Origin of the sequence: Mesobacillus boroniphilus, assembly GCF_018424685.1 — a bacterium.
Lineage (GTDB): Bacteria > Bacillota > Bacilli > Bacillales > Cytobacillaceae > Mesobacillus > Mesobacillus boroniphilus_A.
Map to the genome: position 1 here is coordinate 569,695 of NZ_QTKX01000003.1, position 16,801 is coordinate 586,495.

Annotated in this window: 19 protein-coding genes; 12 read left to right on the forward strand and 7 right to left on the reverse strand. The window is 42.2% G+C overall.

Annotated elements, in window-relative coordinates; genetic code table 11:
* Positions 1-270: 270 nt before the first annotated feature.
* A complete protein-coding gene (locus tag DYI25_RS20105) occupies positions 271-1,476 on the reverse strand; it encodes an MFS transporter (RefSeq protein WP_213372247.1) in 1,206 nt (401 codons plus the stop codon).
* 279 nt (positions 1,477-1,755) lie between these two features.
* On the opposite strand from DYI25_RS20105, the gene DYI25_RS20110 reads away from it, so the two are divergent.
* From DYI25_RS20110 to DYI25_RS20120, 4 genes are all read left to right on the forward strand, one after another.
* Positions 1,756-2,385 carry a cell wall hydrolase gene (locus DYI25_RS20110; protein WP_425374534.1) on the forward strand — a complete coding sequence of 210 codons (630 nt, stop codon included), beginning with the start codon at positions 1,756-1,758 and terminating at the stop codon, positions 2,383-2,385.
* Positions 2,386-2,549: 164 nt separating this feature from the next.
* Positions 2,550-2,843, forward strand: a complete 294-nt coding sequence (locus tag DYI25_RS20115; RefSeq protein WP_213372251.1) for a hypothetical protein — start codon at positions 2,550-2,552, stop codon at positions 2,841-2,843.
* A gap of 11 nt (positions 2,844-2,854) precedes the next feature.
* Positions 2,855-2,983 carry a hypothetical protein gene (locus DYI25_RS22700; RefSeq protein ID WP_274609541.1) on the forward strand — a complete coding sequence of 43 codons (129 nt, stop codon included), beginning with the start codon at positions 2,855-2,857 and terminating at the stop codon, positions 2,981-2,983.
* Between the two features lie 22 nt (positions 2,984-3,005).
* Positions 3,006-3,524 carry a GNAT family N-acetyltransferase gene (locus DYI25_RS20120; protein ID WP_213372253.1) on the forward strand — a complete coding sequence of 173 codons (519 nt, stop codon included), beginning with the start codon at positions 3,006-3,008 and terminating at the stop codon, positions 3,522-3,524.
* Between the two features lie 51 nt (positions 3,525-3,575).
* Here DYI25_RS20120 and DYI25_RS20125 read toward each other — a convergent pair whose 3' ends face one another.
* The 5 genes from DYI25_RS20125 to DYI25_RS20145 all read right to left on the reverse strand — a co-directional run bounded on the left by DYI25_RS20125 (position 3,576) and on the right by DYI25_RS20145 (position 6,232).
* Positions 3,576-3,866, reverse strand: a complete 291-nt coding sequence (locus tag DYI25_RS20125; protein ID WP_213372255.1) for a hypothetical protein — start codon at positions 3,864-3,866, stop codon at positions 3,576-3,578.
* Between the two features lie 5 nt (positions 3,867-3,871).
* Positions 3,872-4,255 (reverse strand): SHOCT-like domain-containing protein, encoded by a 384-nt coding sequence (locus tag DYI25_RS20130; protein ID WP_213372257.1) that lies wholly within the window; start codon positions 4,253-4,255, stop codon positions 3,872-3,874.
* A gap of 11 nt (positions 4,256-4,266) precedes the next feature.
* Positions 4,267-4,632 carry a DUF2089 domain-containing protein gene (locus tag DYI25_RS20135; protein ID WP_213372259.1) on the reverse strand — a complete coding sequence of 122 codons (366 nt, stop codon included), beginning with the start codon at positions 4,630-4,632 and terminating at the stop codon, positions 4,267-4,269.
* Positions 4,633-4,786: 154 nt separating this feature from the next.
* On the reverse strand, positions 4,787-5,614 hold the full coding sequence (locus DYI25_RS20140; RefSeq protein ID WP_213372261.1) for a glycerophosphodiester phosphodiesterase: 828 nt from the start codon (positions 5,612-5,614) through the stop codon (positions 4,787-4,789).
* A 156-nt stretch (positions 5,615-5,770) separates the two neighbouring features.
* Positions 5,771-6,232, reverse strand: a complete 462-nt coding sequence (locus tag DYI25_RS20145; protein WP_274609542.1) for a GNAT family N-acetyltransferase — start codon at positions 6,230-6,232, stop codon at positions 5,771-5,773.
* Positions 6,233-6,354: 122 nt separating this feature from the next.
* Here DYI25_RS20145 and DYI25_RS20150 point away from each other — a divergent pair, with 122 nt between their 5' ends.
* Genes DYI25_RS20150 through DYI25_RS20165 form a run of 4 tightly spaced genes read left to right on the forward strand, consistent with a single transcriptional unit; the run spans position 6,355 to position 9,465 of the window.
* Positions 6,355-6,987: a pyroglutamyl-peptidase I gene (locus tag DYI25_RS20150; RefSeq protein WP_213372264.1), complete on the forward strand. Its 633-nt coding sequence runs from the start codon at positions 6,355-6,357 to the stop codon at positions 6,985-6,987.
* Positions 6,988-7,037: 50 nt separating this feature from the next.
* On the forward strand, positions 7,038-7,754 hold the full coding sequence (pxpB, locus tag DYI25_RS20155; RefSeq protein WP_213372265.1) for a 5-oxoprolinase subunit PxpB: 717 nt from the start codon (positions 7,038-7,040) through the stop codon (positions 7,752-7,754).
* Positions 7,755-7,759: 5 nt separating this feature from the next.
* Positions 7,760-8,527 (forward strand): LamB/YcsF family protein, encoded by a 768-nt coding sequence (locus DYI25_RS20160; protein WP_213372266.1) that lies wholly within the window; start codon positions 7,760-7,762, stop codon positions 8,525-8,527.
* Between the two features lie 8 nt (positions 8,528-8,535).
* Entirely contained in the window at positions 8,536-9,465 is a 930-nt protein-coding gene (locus tag DYI25_RS20165; protein ID WP_249745564.1) for a biotin-dependent carboxyltransferase family protein, read from the forward strand.
* Positions 9,466-10,185: 720 nt separating this feature from the next.
* Here DYI25_RS20165 and rluF read toward each other — a convergent pair.
* Positions 10,186-10,893, reverse strand: coding sequence for a 23S rRNA pseudouridine(2604) synthase RluF (gene rluF / locus DYI25_RS20170; RefSeq protein ID WP_213372547.1), 708 nt, complete (start codon positions 10,891-10,893; stop codon positions 10,186-10,188).
* Positions 10,894-11,056: 163 nt separating this feature from the next.
* Between rluF and DYI25_RS20175 the strand changes: the two genes are divergently transcribed.
* From DYI25_RS20175 to DYI25_RS20190, 4 genes are all read left to right on the forward strand, one after another.
* Entirely contained in the window at positions 11,057-11,491 is a 435-nt protein-coding gene (locus DYI25_RS20175) for an SRPBCC family protein (RefSeq protein WP_213372268.1), read from the forward strand.
* A gap of 88 nt (positions 11,492-11,579) precedes the next feature.
* Positions 11,580-12,650: a lipocalin family protein gene (locus tag DYI25_RS20180; RefSeq protein ID WP_213372269.1), complete on the forward strand. Its 1,071-nt coding sequence runs from the start codon at positions 11,580-11,582 to the stop codon at positions 12,648-12,650.
* A gap of 196 nt (positions 12,651-12,846) precedes the next feature.
* A complete protein-coding gene (locus tag DYI25_RS20185; RefSeq protein ID WP_213372270.1) occupies positions 12,847-14,151 on the forward strand; it encodes a DUF2254 domain-containing protein in 1,305 nt (434 codons plus the stop codon).
* Between the two features lie 342 nt (positions 14,152-14,493).
* Complete coding sequence (locus DYI25_RS20190; RefSeq protein WP_213372272.1) at positions 14,494-16,734, forward strand: sensor domain-containing protein; 2,241 nt, start codon at positions 14,494-14,496, stop codon at positions 16,732-16,734.
* Positions 16,735-16,801 lie beyond the last annotated feature (67 nt).

The window sequence follows — 16,801 nt, forward strand, 5'->3', positions numbered from 1 at the left end:
CGTATAATCTGATACCACTAAAATTTATGCTATAAAAAGCTCCTTAATTAAGCATTGATGAAAAACTTATAATCTACTAGTGTTCGAAATGAAGGATAAGAATTTTGGGTTTTAAAAGAAAAGTGTCCGTCATAGCCCCGATGACGGACAGAAAATAGTTAATCAAAGAGAAAAATGTCCGTCATAATATCAATTTTCGCTATCTCCTAACTCACCATGTAAAAAACAAAAAGCTGCCAGTGTTTTCATGGCAGCTTTTCGTATAATTTACTAGCTTACGCTTTGCTCAGTTTCCGCGGAGGCTCTTAAATTGCGTGACCTAATGAAAAAGACCGCAGTCATTACAATCGACAATGCACCAAACATGACGCTCATATTCTGGAGGCCGACTGCATCGAGAAGGAATCCAGTCATCAACAGGACGACCTGGAAGAAGACGCGATCCATCATATTCCTGAACGAGAAGAAACGGCCATGGTAGTCCTTAGGCACTCGAGTCTGGAAAATAGTAGCTGCTGTCGGGAAGAAGCACCCTACTGAAAATCCGAACATTAGAAATGCGATGATTGTCAAGAATGGCTGATTGGCAAAATAGAGCATCAGCTGGGAGAAGCCGATTAGCAGCGAGCTTGCAAACAAAATTTTATACGGTGAAAATTTATAGCTGATTCGTTTGATCAAAAAAGCTCCGCTCATGAAGGCGAGACCTTCTGCTGTATAGATCCAGCCTTTGATGGCACTACTGTCCTGGAGTTCACTTATATTGATCACGACGAGGTTAAAGCCTCCCAGGAAAATGAGCGGAATCAAGGTTAAGATCAAGGTCATCATTACAATCGGCAGCTTGACGATGACAGGAAACACGTCTTTGAAGCCTTGTTTTTGTCCGTCCTTTATGACTGAAGAGGCCTTTTTGTTTTCGTCAAACTGTAAAAACCAGGTCAGTCCAAATAGGACGATGTAGGCAGCCATCGAAAGGAGATATACAGCATTTAAAGGAATGGCCACTAGCAAAATTCCTGCAGCGGCAGTCCCGATAATACGAGACAAGGTGGAGACATTCATATGGATTCCATTCAGCTGCAATAAGTCCTTCTCACTAACAACAAGTGGGATTGCTGCCTGGAGTGCCGGAAAGTAAAAAGCGGCGGATATTTGCAATAACACGAGGAAGATAAGCATCCACCATACAGACCCAGTTTGAATGGCGATCAGCATGAACACGACACTGATTATCCGCACGAAACCAGATATCAGCATGACAGCCTTTTTGCTGTACTGGTCAGTCAGCCTTCCCGCCATAGGTCCAACTAAAATCCCAGCCAGTAGTCCAGCTGCAAGCAGCAGCGATTTTAAAAAGTCAGAAGGAATCTTTTCCTGCATAAACTCAAGATTCCCTATGATACCTAGCCAAAGTCCTAACCCGGCTATAAACTCACCGGTCAATAAAATCCAAACATTCTTGTTTCTCCACATACTCTTTGCCTCTCGGTTTCGTATATTTTCTACTACTTAATTATCGGATAATTATAAACCTTCGTAAAGCTAAATATTTTTACAGTATATTCTAATAACGTTAAGATAATGAAAAAAGATATGGGAATATGAAATTTATACCATTAACAATAACCATTTCCATTCTTTTGTACGAGTTTTCCATTTGGATAACAGGGAATGGTATATGGATATGAAAAAAGGAGGTGCTCTTGTTAGTCCGCTGGAAAGGATCATACATACAAGTTAAAAGAAATGGGAGTGGAGATTTTGAAGAAGTACATAAAAAGCCTGGCAGCTGCATTTGTCATTTTTGCTATCCTTGTTTTTGGACAGCCAGGAGCTCAGGCAGCAACCATTGGAATGGGGTCAGTTGGGTCCGATGTCACATATGTTCAATCTATTTTGAAAAAGCTCGGCTATTTTAATACGACGACAACTGGCTACTATGGGCCAATCACTACTGAAGCAGTGAAGCAACTTCAAAGGGACTTTGGCCTTGAACCGATTGGAGGCGTCGGTCCGAAGACATCCAGGCTTATTCAGGAAATAGAGACGATGGCTCATGTTGTATATGGGGAATCCCGGGGTGAGAGCTACCAGGGACAAGTTGCAGTGGCAGCGGTGATTTTAAACAGGGTTGATTCTGATGACTTTCCTGACACAGTTCATGATGTCGTATTTCAAAGAAATGCCTTTACAGCGGTAAATGATGGCCAGTTTAATCTTCTGCCGAACGATACAGCGTACCATGCAGTAAAGGATGCCATGCTTGGATGGGATCCTTCTTATGGGTCGGTTTATTATTACAATCCAGAGCTTGCGACTGATCATTGGATTTTCACGAGGACAGTGACCAAACAAATAGGCAATCACCACTTTGCTTATTAAAAGACTGCGACCAGCACCGGTTTCTTAGAAACCGGTGCTTTCTATGCATTTAGAGGTAATAAAAGGCACAAACTATCTTTTAAACAAGGTAATTTTGCAGCTATTTCTTTAAATCTCAAAGTGGAGAGAAGTGCCGATAAGTCTATAACAAAGGAGTGATCAGTTTGAATATAGATATAGACGAACTTGATGGGAGCCTGCCTGACTTTAGTACTCACGAAGAAGCAAGCGAGTGGTTTTCTAACAGGTTTGGAACTCAATTTATACTAAAAGACGAAGATTTTTCGGAAGGAAAGCGTGTTTATTATTACCACATAGTTAAAAATCGTGATGCTTATGACCGTTATATGGCATCGTTAATGGATGATGGCAAGATGGAGCTTAAGAGCATGGAGCCTTTTGAAAGCTATTCAACAGTGGAAATAAGCGAGGACGGAGATGTAAGTATTTCAATTTAGGAGGGATGGGAATGAAAAAGAAGGATCATCAATTTAAATTAAGCTATGAATCCGACGGGAAAATGGATGATAAGAAAAACGAAGAAAAGAAAAAGAATAAAAGTGCCAACTTTTTTAACATAACGCCTGACAGCGAATAAAGTGCAGTGAAGGAGTAAAATGATGGCTGTAGAACAAATTGAACGGGCAACCGAAGAGGATTTGCCTGTCATCGGAGACATGTTTTCGGAATGCAAAGAGTACCTTGAGTCGAGAGGCATTTTACAATGGGATGAAAAATACCCCAACCGTGAGTATTTTGAGAATGCAATGCAGGGTGAAGAGTTGTTTGTATTGAAAAAAGGAGAGGACACCTTTGGCGTGATGGTGCTCGATGAGTGGCAGGCTTCGGAATGGGAGAATGCAGACTGGACAGGAACAAATGGTAAGCCGTTGATTCTCCATTCGTTTTGTGTAGACCCATCTGCACAAGGTGGTGGATATGGCAGCAAGATGCTGCAGTTTGCCGAGGAATTTGCAAAGGGTCACGGATACGGTGCGCTCCGGCTTGATACATACTCCGGGAATGAAGGAGCGGTCCGCTTTTATGAAAAAAGGGGTTATAAGATTACCGGAAAAGTAATGATGAATGGAAAGCCTGAAGGACATGAGTTATATGTTTGCTTTGAAAAGTTGTTCTGATATAGATAGAAACCCTGGCTTCGCAATAAATGGAGCTAGGGTTTCTTACTTTTATAGTTTTACTAATACCTCAGTGCCATCATTCAATCTCACATCAACAAGCACAGTTCCTTTGTGCTTGCCTAGTTCTCGAATGATTTCATTCATCAGCTTCTTGTTTAGTAAAGTATTGAAAAGCGCGTCGGGAATATGTTTATGCTCAAGATCCTGATTCGCCCATTTGTGCATCTGGTTCCGAAATTTTTTAGATGCTAGAATGGAACTCGCAGCTTTTAAAATTGAGTATGGGACAGGGAGGGAGAAGGCGATCTTGTTAGAAGTTTTTATTTTTATTTTCATCATTTGTTTTACTCAATGACGACTTTAACTGTATCGCCGTTTGCTGATTGGATGTCAACGATGTTGCCGTCCAGCTCATTTTCGATTGCTTCGATCAGCAAGTTGATATCGAGGTCCTTGACGTATTGCTGGGATTGAGGGATGCCTGCAGCGATGCTGTGTCCGGTTTTGAGAAGTGCTTTTACAAGTTTGATCGGCACATTAACGTTTACATTGTCATTTTCCTTGGATACAACACGGATTTTTAATGTTTTATCTAAGTATTTATTTTGTTTGTTAGGTAAGGCAGGAGTTTCTTTTTCCTTGAGTACGGCAATCAGTTGGGCACCTTTTTCAGAATCAATTTTTCCTTCTTGTACCATCGTTAAAATCTTTGAAATTTCTTCACTCATCACAATTCCTCCTATTCACCTTTTAAAAGTTTGATTGCATCTTCTGGAGATATTTCACCCTTCTCCAGCATCGTAACGATTTTCTTCTCATCCAGCTCATTTTTCTTTTGAGTATCATATCCAAGGGCAGTAATAATATCGTTAAGCTTTCCCCGGACAGTCGGATAGGAAATTCCGAGCTCTTTTTCCACTTCTTTAATATTTCCGCGGGATACAAGGAAGGTTTCAACGAAATGAAGTTGTTCCTTTGTTAAAGAAGCAAGCTTTGAAAGTTCGAATTCATTTTCAATGGTCGTATCACAGTGATTGCATTTCAGCTTGGTGATTTTAAGGGTTTGGCTGCAAACAGGACAAGTTGTTAGTACAGGATATGCCATGACTGCCTCCTTCCGGTGTTATGTAGGTATATGATATATATAAAAATTAAAAATGCAAATATTTAATAAAAAAATAATTAACAAATTTAATTTTATTATTAAATATATAAAAACAAACTAAAAAACCTGTCCTGATCAGGACAGGTTTTTTAGCTTAATTGCGCGGATCGACATAATCCGGGTAATCCGTAATAATGCCATCCACCTTCATATCAATCAGGAATTGAGCGGCTTCCGGGCTTCGTACTGTCCAGGATTGGATCTCCATTCCAAGACTGTGGACTTTATCGACAAGTTCCTTTGAAACGAGTCCATAACTTGGGTTGATCAAATCAGCGTATTTTGCGAATTCTTGAAGGGCAGCATCCGTTGTATGGAGACTGGAATAGGTTAAGACACCAATCGGTACTTTTGGAAGCAATGCATCCATCTTTTTCATGGATTCAAAGTTAAATGATTGAATGATAATCTTGTCATTTTGCGGCTTGTCCAGGTTTCTTTCCTGCAATTCCTGCGCCACTTCTTCTTCGATTCCAGGATAAAGCTCAGGTGCCTTCAATTCTATTAATATGCCAATTTTTCCGTGATAGCGGTCGAGTATTTCTTCGAAGGTAGGGATTTTTTCACCGGCAAAATGCTCGCCTTTGAAGCTCCCGGCATCAAGGCTGCGTAGTTCTTCAAGGGTCAAGTCGCCAACTTTCCCAGTACCATCTGTTGTCCGATCTACAGTAGTGTCATGAATGACAACCAGTTCGCCATCCTTGCTGCGCTGAACATCGATTTCAATGTAATCAGCCTTCATTTCCAGTCCCTTATCAAATGCGGCGATTGTGTTTTCTGGTGCATAACCTGCAGCTCCGCGGTGGGCGACAGTATCGAACTGCCTCAATTCACCAGTGGTGGGTTCAGCAGCAAAGGTCTGTTGGAAAGGACTAAGCATAAGGGTTAAGGCAACTCCAGTTCCAATTAATGTTTTCTTCATTTCTCCATCTCCTCTATCTGATTTATGTAACAATGATAGATTAACTGAGAAATGTTTAGAGCCTATTTCACTTTTGTATAAAGTGAGTAATGGATTTATAAAATTATTTAGGAATATTTCCTTAGCATTATTTACAATTGGATGAGTGATTCTTGCCTATATTTCTATCCCCATAAATTTGCTGACGTCCTTGAAGCCTACTTTCTCATATAAGGAAATCGCTTTTTGATTAAAAGAAAATACATTCAAGCGGACATCATCATAGCCAAGGTGCTTGAATTCCACCAGACTTTGATCAATCAAGGATTTTGCGACCCCATTCTGCCTGTACTCTTGTTTTACATACACATCACTGATCCAGCCAATCTCCTTATGAGTGAACCAGTCCAGGCTCCGGTCGACCAGTACCCAGCCAATCAAAGACTCCTGAGTTCTCGCAACAAGAAAGTAAGCCCCATGGTCCAGGGAATTTTCATAGGCAGCTATCATCTCTTCTTTATTATTATCTGCCTGTATTCCTGTAGCCTCGGCCCTATTCACACCTGCCATGCTAAAAATCTCCTGCAATTCACTTTCTGTTGCTTTGCCGTATTCTATTTCCACTTGATCACCTATCATTTATTAGAATATTAAAACTAAAGCCAATTTTACGAGTTTAAAAGGTATATATCCATTGTTAACTATAGTAAAATTTTTAATACATCCAATTTAAGTCTAAACCGAGAAACGAGGTCTGCGAAATGAAAATACTTATTTCCGGCTTTGAGCCGTTTGGAAAAATGAAGATCAATCCTACTGAGGAATTGTTGCTGGAAGCGGAAAAGTTTGAGATGGAGAATGTTGAAATCTCAACGATCCTATTGCCGGTTAATTATGATGAGTGCGCGGAAGAGTTGATTAAAAAAATGGAAGATATCCAGCCTGATGTGGTGATTTCCTGTGGTTTAGCAGCAGGCAGGACGGCGATTACTCCAGAGCGAATCGGAATCAATGTGAAGGATACAGGTTCCGGTGACCCTTATCCTGATAATAAAGGGAATATCCCAACAGATGAAATGATTGACGATGATGGACCTGACGGCTTGTTCACTACCTTGCCGAACCGTCTGATTGAGAAGAATCTAAAGGAAATGGGAATTCCTGCTGCGGTATCGAACAGTGCCGGTACATTTATCTGCAATAACACCTTATACGCTGTTTTAAATCATATCAGGAAAAATAATCTGCACATCAAGGCTGGATTTATCCATTTTCCTGCATCGACGAAAATGGCAGCACTCAATCCATCCCTGCCTTCATTGCCACAGGAAACAATGGCCAAAGCACTGAAGGTAATTGTTGAGACTTGTGCCACGGTTGGAGTACGACAATAAGCTATGATGCCAGATGAAACTTGTCTGGCATTTTTAAAAGGAGAGAAAGGATGGAGTATGTAATCTCGCCGCTGGGTGATTTGGCGGTTGTTTTGTCATTCGGTAATGAAATCAATGAAGAAACGAACTGGCGAATACAGCGCTTCGTTAGCAAGCTGGAAAAAGAAAAGGTTAGAGGCATTGTAGAGTGGGTACCTGCCTATACGTCCCTGACGATTTATTATCAACCTGAAGTCATCGCCTATGACTCTCTTAAAGCTGAGCTTGAAAAAGTCAGTCTGTCTCCTGGAAAATCTAAGCCAGAAAGGCCGCTTGTCTATGAAATCCCGGTATGTTATGGCGGAGAATGGGGCCAGGATTTGGCTTATGTCGCTGATTATCATGGCCTGGACGAGCAGGAAGTCATCAATCTTCATGCTAATAGAGAATATCTCATCTATATGATAGGATTCATGCCGGGGTTCCCGTACCTTGGAGGTTTGCCTGAAAAGCTGGCTGTTCCAAGACTTGAGAAGCCAAGGCAAAATGTGATGCCAGGTGCTGTCGGGATTGGCGGGAACCAGACAGGTATTTATCCTGCTGACGTTCCTTCAGGATGGAGGGTCATTGGCACTACTCCAGTAACCTTGTTTTCCCTGGAGAAGGAGGAACCGTTCCTGTTCAGTCCCGGTCATTATATTAAATTTGTACCAATCAGTAAGGAGCAATTTTTAACGATAAAACAAATGGGCGATGCCTACCAGGTAAAAAGGTGTGAAAAGAGGTGAGGAAAGTGTTATCAGTTGATCTTAACTGTGATTTAGGCGAAAGCTACGGATTATTTAAAATTGGCAATGACAAGGAAGTGTTAAAGCATATCACATCTGCCAATATTGCCTGCGGCTATCATGCAGGCGACCATAATGTCATGATGGAGACGGTGAAAATGGCAAAAGTATATGGAGTGAAGATCGGCGCACATCCCGGCTTTCCTGACTTGCATGGATTCGGCAGGAGAGAAATGAAGATGAGTGCTGAGGAAGTTTACAATCTGACGATTTACCAGATTGGCGCTCTTGCTGCGATAGCGAAGACTTGCGGCACAAAAGTAGTTCATGTAAAGCCTCATGGCGCACTGTACAATATGGCTGTAAACGATAAATCAATCGCCGATGCGGTTGCTGGTGCTGTGGCAGTTGTCGATCCAACACTAGTTTTATTCGGTCTCGCAGGCAGCTCGCTAGTGAAAGCAGGAAGGGAAAAAGGCCTGCAGGTGTCGCAAGAAGTATTTGCTGACCGAAGCTATCAGCCTGATGGTTCGCTGGCGCCGCGTTCACACCCTAATGCGATTATCCACGATCCTGATTTAGCAATCAAAAGAGTGATCCGGATGGTACGCGAAGGAAGAGTAGAGGCAGTTGACGGGGCAGACATTGAAATCAAGGCAGATACAATCTGTATCCACGGGGATGAACCTCGGGCACTAGACTTTGCAGTAAAGTTGAAAGAGGCTTTAAAAGCGGAAGGTATCGAAGTCGGCAGAGGCTGTGATGCCAAATGACGGCCCCCTTGTTTAAAGTACTTAAGCCCGGCCTGCAGACAACAGTACAAGATTTAGGAAGAACTGGCTATCAGCAGTATGGTATCAGTCCTTCTGGAGCGATGGATTCTTATTCTTTGCAGATGGCCAATCTGCTTGTCGGGAACCCTCTTGGTGAAGCAGGGCTGGAAGCGGCGATACTCGGACCCAGTCTTGAAGCATTGAGCAATGTGGCTATTGCAATTTGCGGAGGGAATCTTCAGCCGATGGTGAACAAGAAGGAAGTATCGATGTGGAAAAGCTTTGTTTTTAGAAAAGGAGACATTCTGTCATTTGGTAAAGTAGAAAGCGGGGCGAGGGCGTATATTGCCTTTGCTGGCGGTATTGATATCCCGCTGGTGCTAGACAGCAAGTCCACGTTTGTTAATGGAACGATGGGTGGCTATAATGGCCGGGCACTGGAGTCAGGGGATGTATTGTTTGGATGGCCCTATGTCCGGAAAAATCGGTTTCTACATAAAGACTTTATTCCTGAGTATAAATCCGAGCTTGAAATACGGGTGATTCCCGGCCCTCATCTGGAAAAATTTCATCCAGACACAATAGAGCGATTTTTGTCAGCTGAATACACGGTATCACCCCAGTCAAACAGAATGGGGTATCGCCTTGAAGGCCCCGAGCTTGGCCATATTGGCGGAGCTGATATCATCTCTGATGCCATTCCAGCAGGAGGAGTCCAGGTTCCATCTAACGGGCAGCCAATCATTTTGATGGCAGAACGACAGACCACAGGCGGCTATGCCAGGATTGCCACCGTGATTTCTGTTGATATTCCTCTGCTTGCCCAGGCAATGCCGGGAATAAAAATCCGCTTAGTCGGAATCACCATAGAAGAAGCGCATGAGCTTTATCGGAAACAGAAACAGCTTTTCAAAGTACTTTCTACTGGTGTTCGATAACCTTCCGTTCGAGAGACCTGACTTTCAGTATCAGGTCTTTTTGAATTGGTTTAAAAACCTTTCTACTGGAAAATAACTGATAAAATCAATGTTTGTCATTTTATTAGCCATCTTTTGTTGCCCAGGAAATTATTAGAAAAAAACCGAAGATTAAGACATAAACCAACATCTTTATGTTTTGGGCTCCATTTGTTAATTGCTCTATACAGATGGATAGAGATACAATAGTTGCAGTGCTAAACCACCATCTGATATGTATGGAAGTCCCCGAAAATACTTGGTCGTGTTTTTTATTTATGATAAAACTAATTAGATAGAGAGCCACTGATATAAATAAAACCCAATAAAACATATTTTCACTTCAATTGAAGAACTTAAGTTCTTCAAGTTAGCTACCCTAATATTATCATTAGAATCCAATATACCTTGGGAAAATTTTATTATTATACCTAGATTAGAATAACAATTAACACAAAAACTCTCTCATCGACAATAAACTTCTTTCCGCTGTTTTGGGACCGGTGCTTGGCGGAGTCTTCTTTGGCATCATTCAAATCCACCTCTTCATGGCGTTGAACATACTTACTTATCTCATCTCAGCTTTTGCAAGCATCCTCATAGAATACAACCTATTTTCAAAGAAAGCGCAATATAAAAAAACAACCAGCACAGAGCGGCATCTATTTAAAAGAAAAAGGATGAGCGGAGTCGCTCATCCTTTTACCATTCCTTTGGCTCGTAATCCAATTCGCTGAAAAGCTGCTTTTTCTCTTTCTTCGTCAAGTCACGCCATTGACCAATTGGCAGGTTTCCGAGATGGATGTTCATGATTCGGATGCGCTGAAGCCTGAGGACTTGGTATCCAAGGGTTTCACACATCCGGCGGATCTGCCTGTTCAATCCTTGTGTAAGGATGATATTGAACTCGTATTTTGAAAGCTGAACAACCTTTGCAGGCAATGTTTTCGTTCCCAGGATCCTGACGCCTTCGGACATAGCCTTGACGAATTCAGGCGTTATTGGCTTGTCTACTGAAACAATATACTCTTTTTCATGCTTGTTTTCAGCACGTAGGATTTCATTGACAATATCTCCGTCATTCGTCAGCAGGATCAAACCTTCAGAATCCTTATCAAGTCGTCCGATGTTGAATATCCTTAGCGGGTGATTGACAAGGTCGATGATATTGCCCTTCACATGCCTTTCAGTCGTACTGGTGATGCCGACCGGTTTATTCAAAGCAATATATACATAGTTTTGCGTCATCCTGATTTCTTCGCCATTTAGCTTAACGACATCGCCAGGCTCAACCTGGCTGCCGATTTGCGCAATCTTCCCATTGATCGACACTCGCCCTTCCTCAATGAGCCTGTCAGCGCCACGCCTTGACGTTTTACCAGTTTCGCTGATGAATTTATTGATACGCAGGTTAATCCCATCCTTAAATATGAAGTATACATTTAAGAATATTCCACTGCGGGTTTATTTTCAAGCTTTCCTGCGTCTGCAAGAAGAAACTGCAAGCTGATAGACGACTCTGACGTAAATTATATTATAATGTTTGATAAGGCTAAAATTTGGAGGAATTATATTGGTAGACGTCCAGACAGAAATAGAAATTAAATCCCCGGTTGAGAGGGTATCAGAATATGCAGCCAATCCAGACAACGCTCCTGAATGGTATGTGAACATTGATTGCGCTGAATGGATCACAAAGAAACCGTTAAATCTTGGTTCAAAGATTGCGTTTAAGGCAAAATTTCTTGGCCGGGATCTTGCTTATATTTATGAGATCGTAGAGTATGTCCCAGGAATGAAATTGGTGATGCAAACCTCAGAAGGGCCATTTCCGATGAAGACTACATACACATGGAAATCAATTGACTCAAACACAACACTGATGACGCTGAAGAACCAGGGTGAACCAAAGGGGTTTTCAAAACTGGTTTCACCTTTTATGGCTTCGATGATGAAAAAGACAAATATGAAGGACCTAAGAAAACTGAAAGAAATTATAGAAGGGTAAGGAAAAGCATCAAAGAAGGATAAGACTTCTTTGATGCTTTTTTACTGTCCCTTGCATACCTTACTAAAAAAAGAAGGTGTGTGCTGGGATGAGTGATGAACGGTTAGACAGGATTTCACTGCCAAAGGATGCAGGGCCACATGGAGATTCAAATATTGAATGGTGGTATTTTTTCTCTTTTTTGAATGGGGACAGGGGCGGCCGGTATGCGGTGATGGCATCATTTTTCCGGGTGGGCGAGTTTGAGATTGGCAAAGGGCATTATATCATCCATACTTTGATTGACCTGGACAGAAAAAAACGCTTCAATTTTTCAAGTTTCGATTCAAAGGTGAAGCTAGCAATGCTAGCTATATATCTGCCTTTCTACCTTTTGCTCCATCCGACAGATAAAAGGATCTGGAGACTCTATAAAAAATTGCTTAAAGGCGAAATACCTGCACAGCATACGATGTTGGAGGCTGCGAGAATCAATCAACACCCACTTGAGTTGATCTATGGGAGCCACAAGCTTCGCTTCAAGGGGGAAGAGGCAGTTGGTTTTGATGCACTTTTAAAGGAGAAAAACTCAGAGATCGAACTTGAATTCACACCAATCAAGCCTGTCGCACTGATAGGCGGTGATGGAAAGCCTGATGATCTGTACTATTATTCTACTACGAGGAATTCTGTGAATGGAATAATAAAGACGGACGGGAAGACGGAAAATGTAAGCGGTACTGGCTGGTTTGACCATCAATGGGGACGTGATTACTCTTTAGTAAAAGGGTCAGGCTGGGACTGGTTCGGGATCCTGCTTAGTGACGGGCGTGAGCTGCTGCTAAATCAAATGTCCTCCGGAAAGCCAATGGCAAATGTCATTGAAGAGGACGGCAGTATCCGTTTTACGAGAAATTTAACTTTCCAGAAAGTAAAGTACTGGAAAAGCCTGAAAACAAATGCCAGGTATCCAGTAGAATGGGAGATTCGCATTCCCGATTTCGGGATCGAGCTTAATGTCGAAGCTGAGTTCCCTAACCAGGAAATGCCTATCATTGGCCCGATACAGGCTATTTGGGAAGGAACATGCAAAGTAACCGGTCGGGAAAAGCATAGCGATGGAAAGAGCAGGCCACTGAGCGGAAGAGGTTTTATGGAGCTTGTAGGGTATGCGAATTAAAAATGGAACCTTGCTGTAATTGGCAAGGTTTTTTGTTTTCCTGGATTATGAAAAAATGACGATTGGGTTGGAAACAGTGGATTTTTAGCGGAAAAGTGGCATTAACATAGCTCCAATTAGACTAAAAAGGATTAAACCTCCACTAAATGGTCTAAATAAGTAAGGAAAGAGTTGGTAACTTAAGGGGCTGGGAAGTTTGTTGAAAAAGATAGTTTTACGAATAAGGGAAAGTATGTGGCTGAGACCAGGTATTTATAGTGTACTGGCATTCCTGCTGGCATTGGCTGTGATTTATGTCGATCATAATGAGCTCGCTCAGGGAACAGTCCCTTCGTTTCTGCTGACGAATGTTGAGTTGGCGCAAACGATATTAGGTTCGATTTCTGGAGCACTGCTGACAATGACGACGATCACTTTTTCTACGATCATGGTCGTGCTGACTACATATTCATCTCAATTTTCACCGAGGACGCTAAGTAACTTCGTCGAGGATCCTGTGACGATGCGGGTGCTCGGAATCTTCATGGGCGGCTTTGTCTACTCGATCCTGTCGCTGCTGTTCATGAGTGAAACGTGGTATGAGAGTCAGGTGATCTCAGCTACGGTTGGAGTTATCATTGCGTTCATCTGCCTCGCATTCTTCGGCTATTTTATTCATAATGTCGCAACCTCAGTCCAGGTCAGCACGCTGATTCGGGAAATCACTGAGGGTGCTTTAAAGGTCATTAAAAGGCAGGAGGATACACTGGAAAGTGACTACACAAACGTGATAGATGACAGAAAAGATGCAGGATTCACCTATGAATTTGTCCGGGATGTAAAATGCAGAGGATTCGGTTATGTCCAGCTGACAGACTATCAGGGACTATTAAAATATGCATCACAAAACGCACTTGGGGTTGAAGCGAATTTTTTGAATGGTGATTTTCTGACAGAGGACAGCATTGCCTTCAGAGTCCACCATAGTGGCAAGATTGATAAGGATATCGATGCCGTCATGAATCAATATTTAAAGCTGGGTAAAGAGCGGTCATCGATCCAGGATCCTGAATTTGCGCTTCAGAAGATTGTGGAGGTTGCCTTGAGGGCCATCTCACCAGGCATTAATGACCCGAATACCGCAAGAGTCTGCATTTCCTATTTAGGCATGGCCTTGTCTCATTTATGCCGAATCCGTTCGAACGGACGGTATATAGCCTATTATGATGAAGAGATGCAGCCAAGGATTATAGGGAAACAAAAGCGGACGATGGATATCTTATATTTATCCTTTTATCAAATTATCCATTATGGGAGTCAAGATTTTTCCATTCTTACTGCCCTCATCGACGCTTTTCTGTTGATTGGAAAAACAGCCGACGATTCCTTGAAGAAAAGCATATGGGAGCTGTATATTTACAGTATGGAAAAGTTCGATTCAAACGAGTTGAAGGAGCTTGACCAAATCTATTTGAACGAGAAAAAGAGAGAACTATCAACGGTGCTGGGGATCGCTCTTTAATGTATCCCCATATTGTCAGGGTGAAAAATGACAAAATTCTTCAATTATCTGGGTCATATGTAATATTTCATTGTGCCGGACCTAGTATTTTTGTTATGTTAATAATGGGGCTACTCCAGAATATTTAGATTTTAATAAAGGCTTTTTTCGAAAACTTTTATACTTGCACTACTGATAGTAAAAACTGGCACCTGGGCTTTTACGAGTTTGAATGCAGTCCCAGTGAAAAGATCCCGGTACCTTTCAGTATGCGAATGTAAAGATATGTTCGAAAAGCAACAATTAATATGAAAACAGCCTTTATATACAATCATGTAGCTTGGCACAGGGGGAAATGTCTGAATGGGCAATGACGGAAAGATACAAAAATACACCGGATTATCTATAGTTTTCTTTCTCCTGTTCGCGGAGCTGATTGATTGGTTGACTTCGTTTTATTTTTCCATAAGTAAAGAGGTTGGCTATTTGATAGATTTGGCCGTGTCCTTTGTTTTTATTGCATTGGTCTTCCGAGTATTCAAAGGGATGAAAAATACAGCAGAAGATCTACAGGAGCATAAAAAGAGGCTTAAAAGCATCTTTGACACTCTGGATGTCGCCATCTGGTCACATGACATGAAGACGGATACACTGCTGATTACATCTGGTATTGAAAAACTGTACGGACATTCGTCTGAAGAATTTTATCATGACAACACACTTTGGAAAAAAGTTATCCACCCTGAGGATCTGCCTATTTTAGCTGAAAGGGAAGCTGGATTTTCAAGAGGGGAAGCAGTTACCAGTATATATCGGATCATTCGTCCCGATGGAGAGGTGCGCTGGATTCAGGATCGAGGCATTCCTGTCATTGATGAAAGCGGAAATTTCGTTGATTTTACCAGTGTCCTTTTCGATATTACCGATCGGCAGGAAAGTGAAGGACGATATCGCAGCCTTGTGGAAATGTCGCCCGATTTGATTGCGGTGTACAGCAGAGGAAAGCTGGAATATATCAATGAAGCCGGCTGCAAGCTGTTTAAGGCGGAAAGACCGGCAGAGTTGATTGGACAGCCGATATCAAAGCTGATTCCCCCTGATGTACTGGCCCGTATAAAAAATCGCGAATTGACAATAGGTGAAGATTTTGAGGAAAAATTGTGGTTTGAATTTAAGGCAACACAGATAGACGGGCAAGAAATTGATGTAGAGATGTCCGCTATGCCGATTTTATATGAAGGAAGAATGGCTGAACAAATTGTAGGCCGTGATTTGACTCAGCGTAAAAAGGCTGAAAAGACCATCAAATATATGGCCTATTATGATGTGCTTACTGGTCTGCCGAATCGGAACATGGTGAAGAAGCACCTGAATGCTTCGCTGGCAAACGGAAACGAGGAGATAGCCGTAATCTTCCTTGACCTCGACCGGTTCAAGATTATCAATGACACCAAAGGCCACCGTTTTGGCGACCTATTATTAAAGGTTGTCGCCAGCAGGCTGAAAAATGCTGTCCAAGAGCAGGGACTTGTTTCTCGGCAGGGCGGTGATGAATTCATTATTGTACTTAAGGGGCTCGGTAAGGAACAAGTCATTGAAGTCGCAGATAGGATTCTTGATGAGTTTAATGAGGGGATTATCATCGAAGGCCAGGAGTTCTTCGTGACCCCAAGCATTGGAATCAGCATGGCACCAGAAGACGGCCAGGATGAGGAAACACTGATCAAGCATGCAGATACGGCGATGTACCTGGCAAAGGATCGCGGGAAAAATAATTACCAGTTTTACACTAATCAGCTGCACGGGCTTTCCTCCCGCAAAATGGAGCTGGAGAATGGCTTGAGGAAAGCGTTGGAGCAAAACCAGCTTATCCTTCATTATCAGCCACAGGTAAATCTGAACACCGGGGAAATCATCGGAGTAGAGGCACTTGTACGCTGGATGCACCCGGAGAAAGGCATAATTTCACCAGCTGAATTCATTCCACTTGCGGAGGAAACAGGGTTAATCGTCCCGCTTGGGAAATGGGTGCTGGAAAAGGCTGCTGCTCAAAACAAGGTATGGCAGGAGAAAGGCTATAGCCCTATACCGATTTCAGTGAACATTTCTGTGCGCCAGCTACAGGAAGACCGTTTCATTGATACAGTAAAACAGGTATTGATCGATACTCAGCTGCCACCGAAATATCTGGATTTTGAGATCACTGAGAGTGTCATGCAGAACAGCGAGAAAACAGCGATGATTCTTGATCAATTAAAAGAGCTTGGCGTAACCCTTGCGATTGACGATTTTGGTACCGGATATTCATCGTTAAGCTTACTGAAGCATTTGCCGATTGATAAAATCAAAATTGACAAATCTTTCGTCGACGATATCGTCCATCATGCCAATCAAGGAGCGATGGTCAAAACGATCATTGATATGGGACATAATCTGCAATTCAATGTCATTGCTGAAGGCATCGAGGACCAGGAACAGGTCACATTTTTGCTCGAAAACGGTTGCTTGGTCGGACAAGGCTATCATTTCAGCAGACCGCTTTCAATGGAAGCAATGGAGGAATTGCTTAGCAAAAATAAGAAACTTAAAGGCATTCTGCAGTAGCAGAATGTCTTTTTTGTAGACTGTATAACGAATCCGGATCTAGAGAGATGCCATGGTTAAAAAAGGA

What these genes read in the sequence shown, in the direction of transcription:
- DYI25_RS20105 (WP_213372247.1), bottom strand. Translation starts at nt 1,476, where the DNA reads ATGTGGAGAAACAAGAATGTTTGGATTTTATTGACCGGTGAGTTTATA.
- DYI25_RS22700 (WP_274609541.1), top strand. Translation starts at nt 2,855, where the DNA reads ATGAAAAAGAAGGATCATCAATTTAAATTAAGCTATGAATCCGACGGG.
- DYI25_RS20120 (WP_213372253.1), top strand. Translation starts at nt 3,006, where the DNA reads ATGGCTGTAGAACAAATTGAACGGGCAACCGAAGAGGATTTGCCTGTC.
- DYI25_RS20125 (WP_213372255.1), bottom strand. Translation starts at nt 3,866, where the DNA reads ATGATGAAAATAAAAATAAAAACTTCTAACAAGATCGCCTTCTCCCTC.
- DYI25_RS20130 (WP_213372257.1), bottom strand. Translation starts at nt 4,255, where the DNA reads ATGAGTGAAGAAATTTCAAAGATTTTAACGATGGTACAAGAAGGAAAA.
- DYI25_RS20135 (WP_213372259.1), bottom strand. Translation starts at nt 4,632, where the DNA reads ATGGCATATCCTGTACTAACAACTTGTCCTGTTTGCAGCCAAACCCTT.
- DYI25_RS20140 (WP_213372261.1), bottom strand. Translation starts at nt 5,614, where the DNA reads ATGAAGAAAACATTAATTGGAACTGGAGTTGCCTTAACCCTTATGCTT.
- DYI25_RS20145 (WP_274609542.1), bottom strand. Translation starts at nt 6,232, where the DNA reads ATGATAGGTGATCAAGTGGAAATAGAATACGGCAAAGCAACAGAAAGT.
- DYI25_RS20150 (WP_213372264.1), top strand. Translation starts at nt 6,355, where the DNA reads ATGAAAATACTTATTTCCGGCTTTGAGCCGTTTGGAAAAATGAAGATC.
- pxpB (WP_213372265.1), top strand. Translation starts at nt 7,038, where the DNA reads ATGGAGTATGTAATCTCGCCGCTGGGTGATTTGGCGGTTGTTTTGTCA.
- DYI25_RS20180 (WP_213372269.1), top strand. Translation starts at nt 11,580, where the DNA reads ATGAGTGATGAACGGTTAGACAGGATTTCACTGCCAAAGGATGCAGGG.
- DYI25_RS20190 (WP_213372272.1), top strand. Translation starts at nt 14,494, where the DNA reads ATGGGCAATGACGGAAAGATACAAAAATACACCGGATTATCTATAGTT.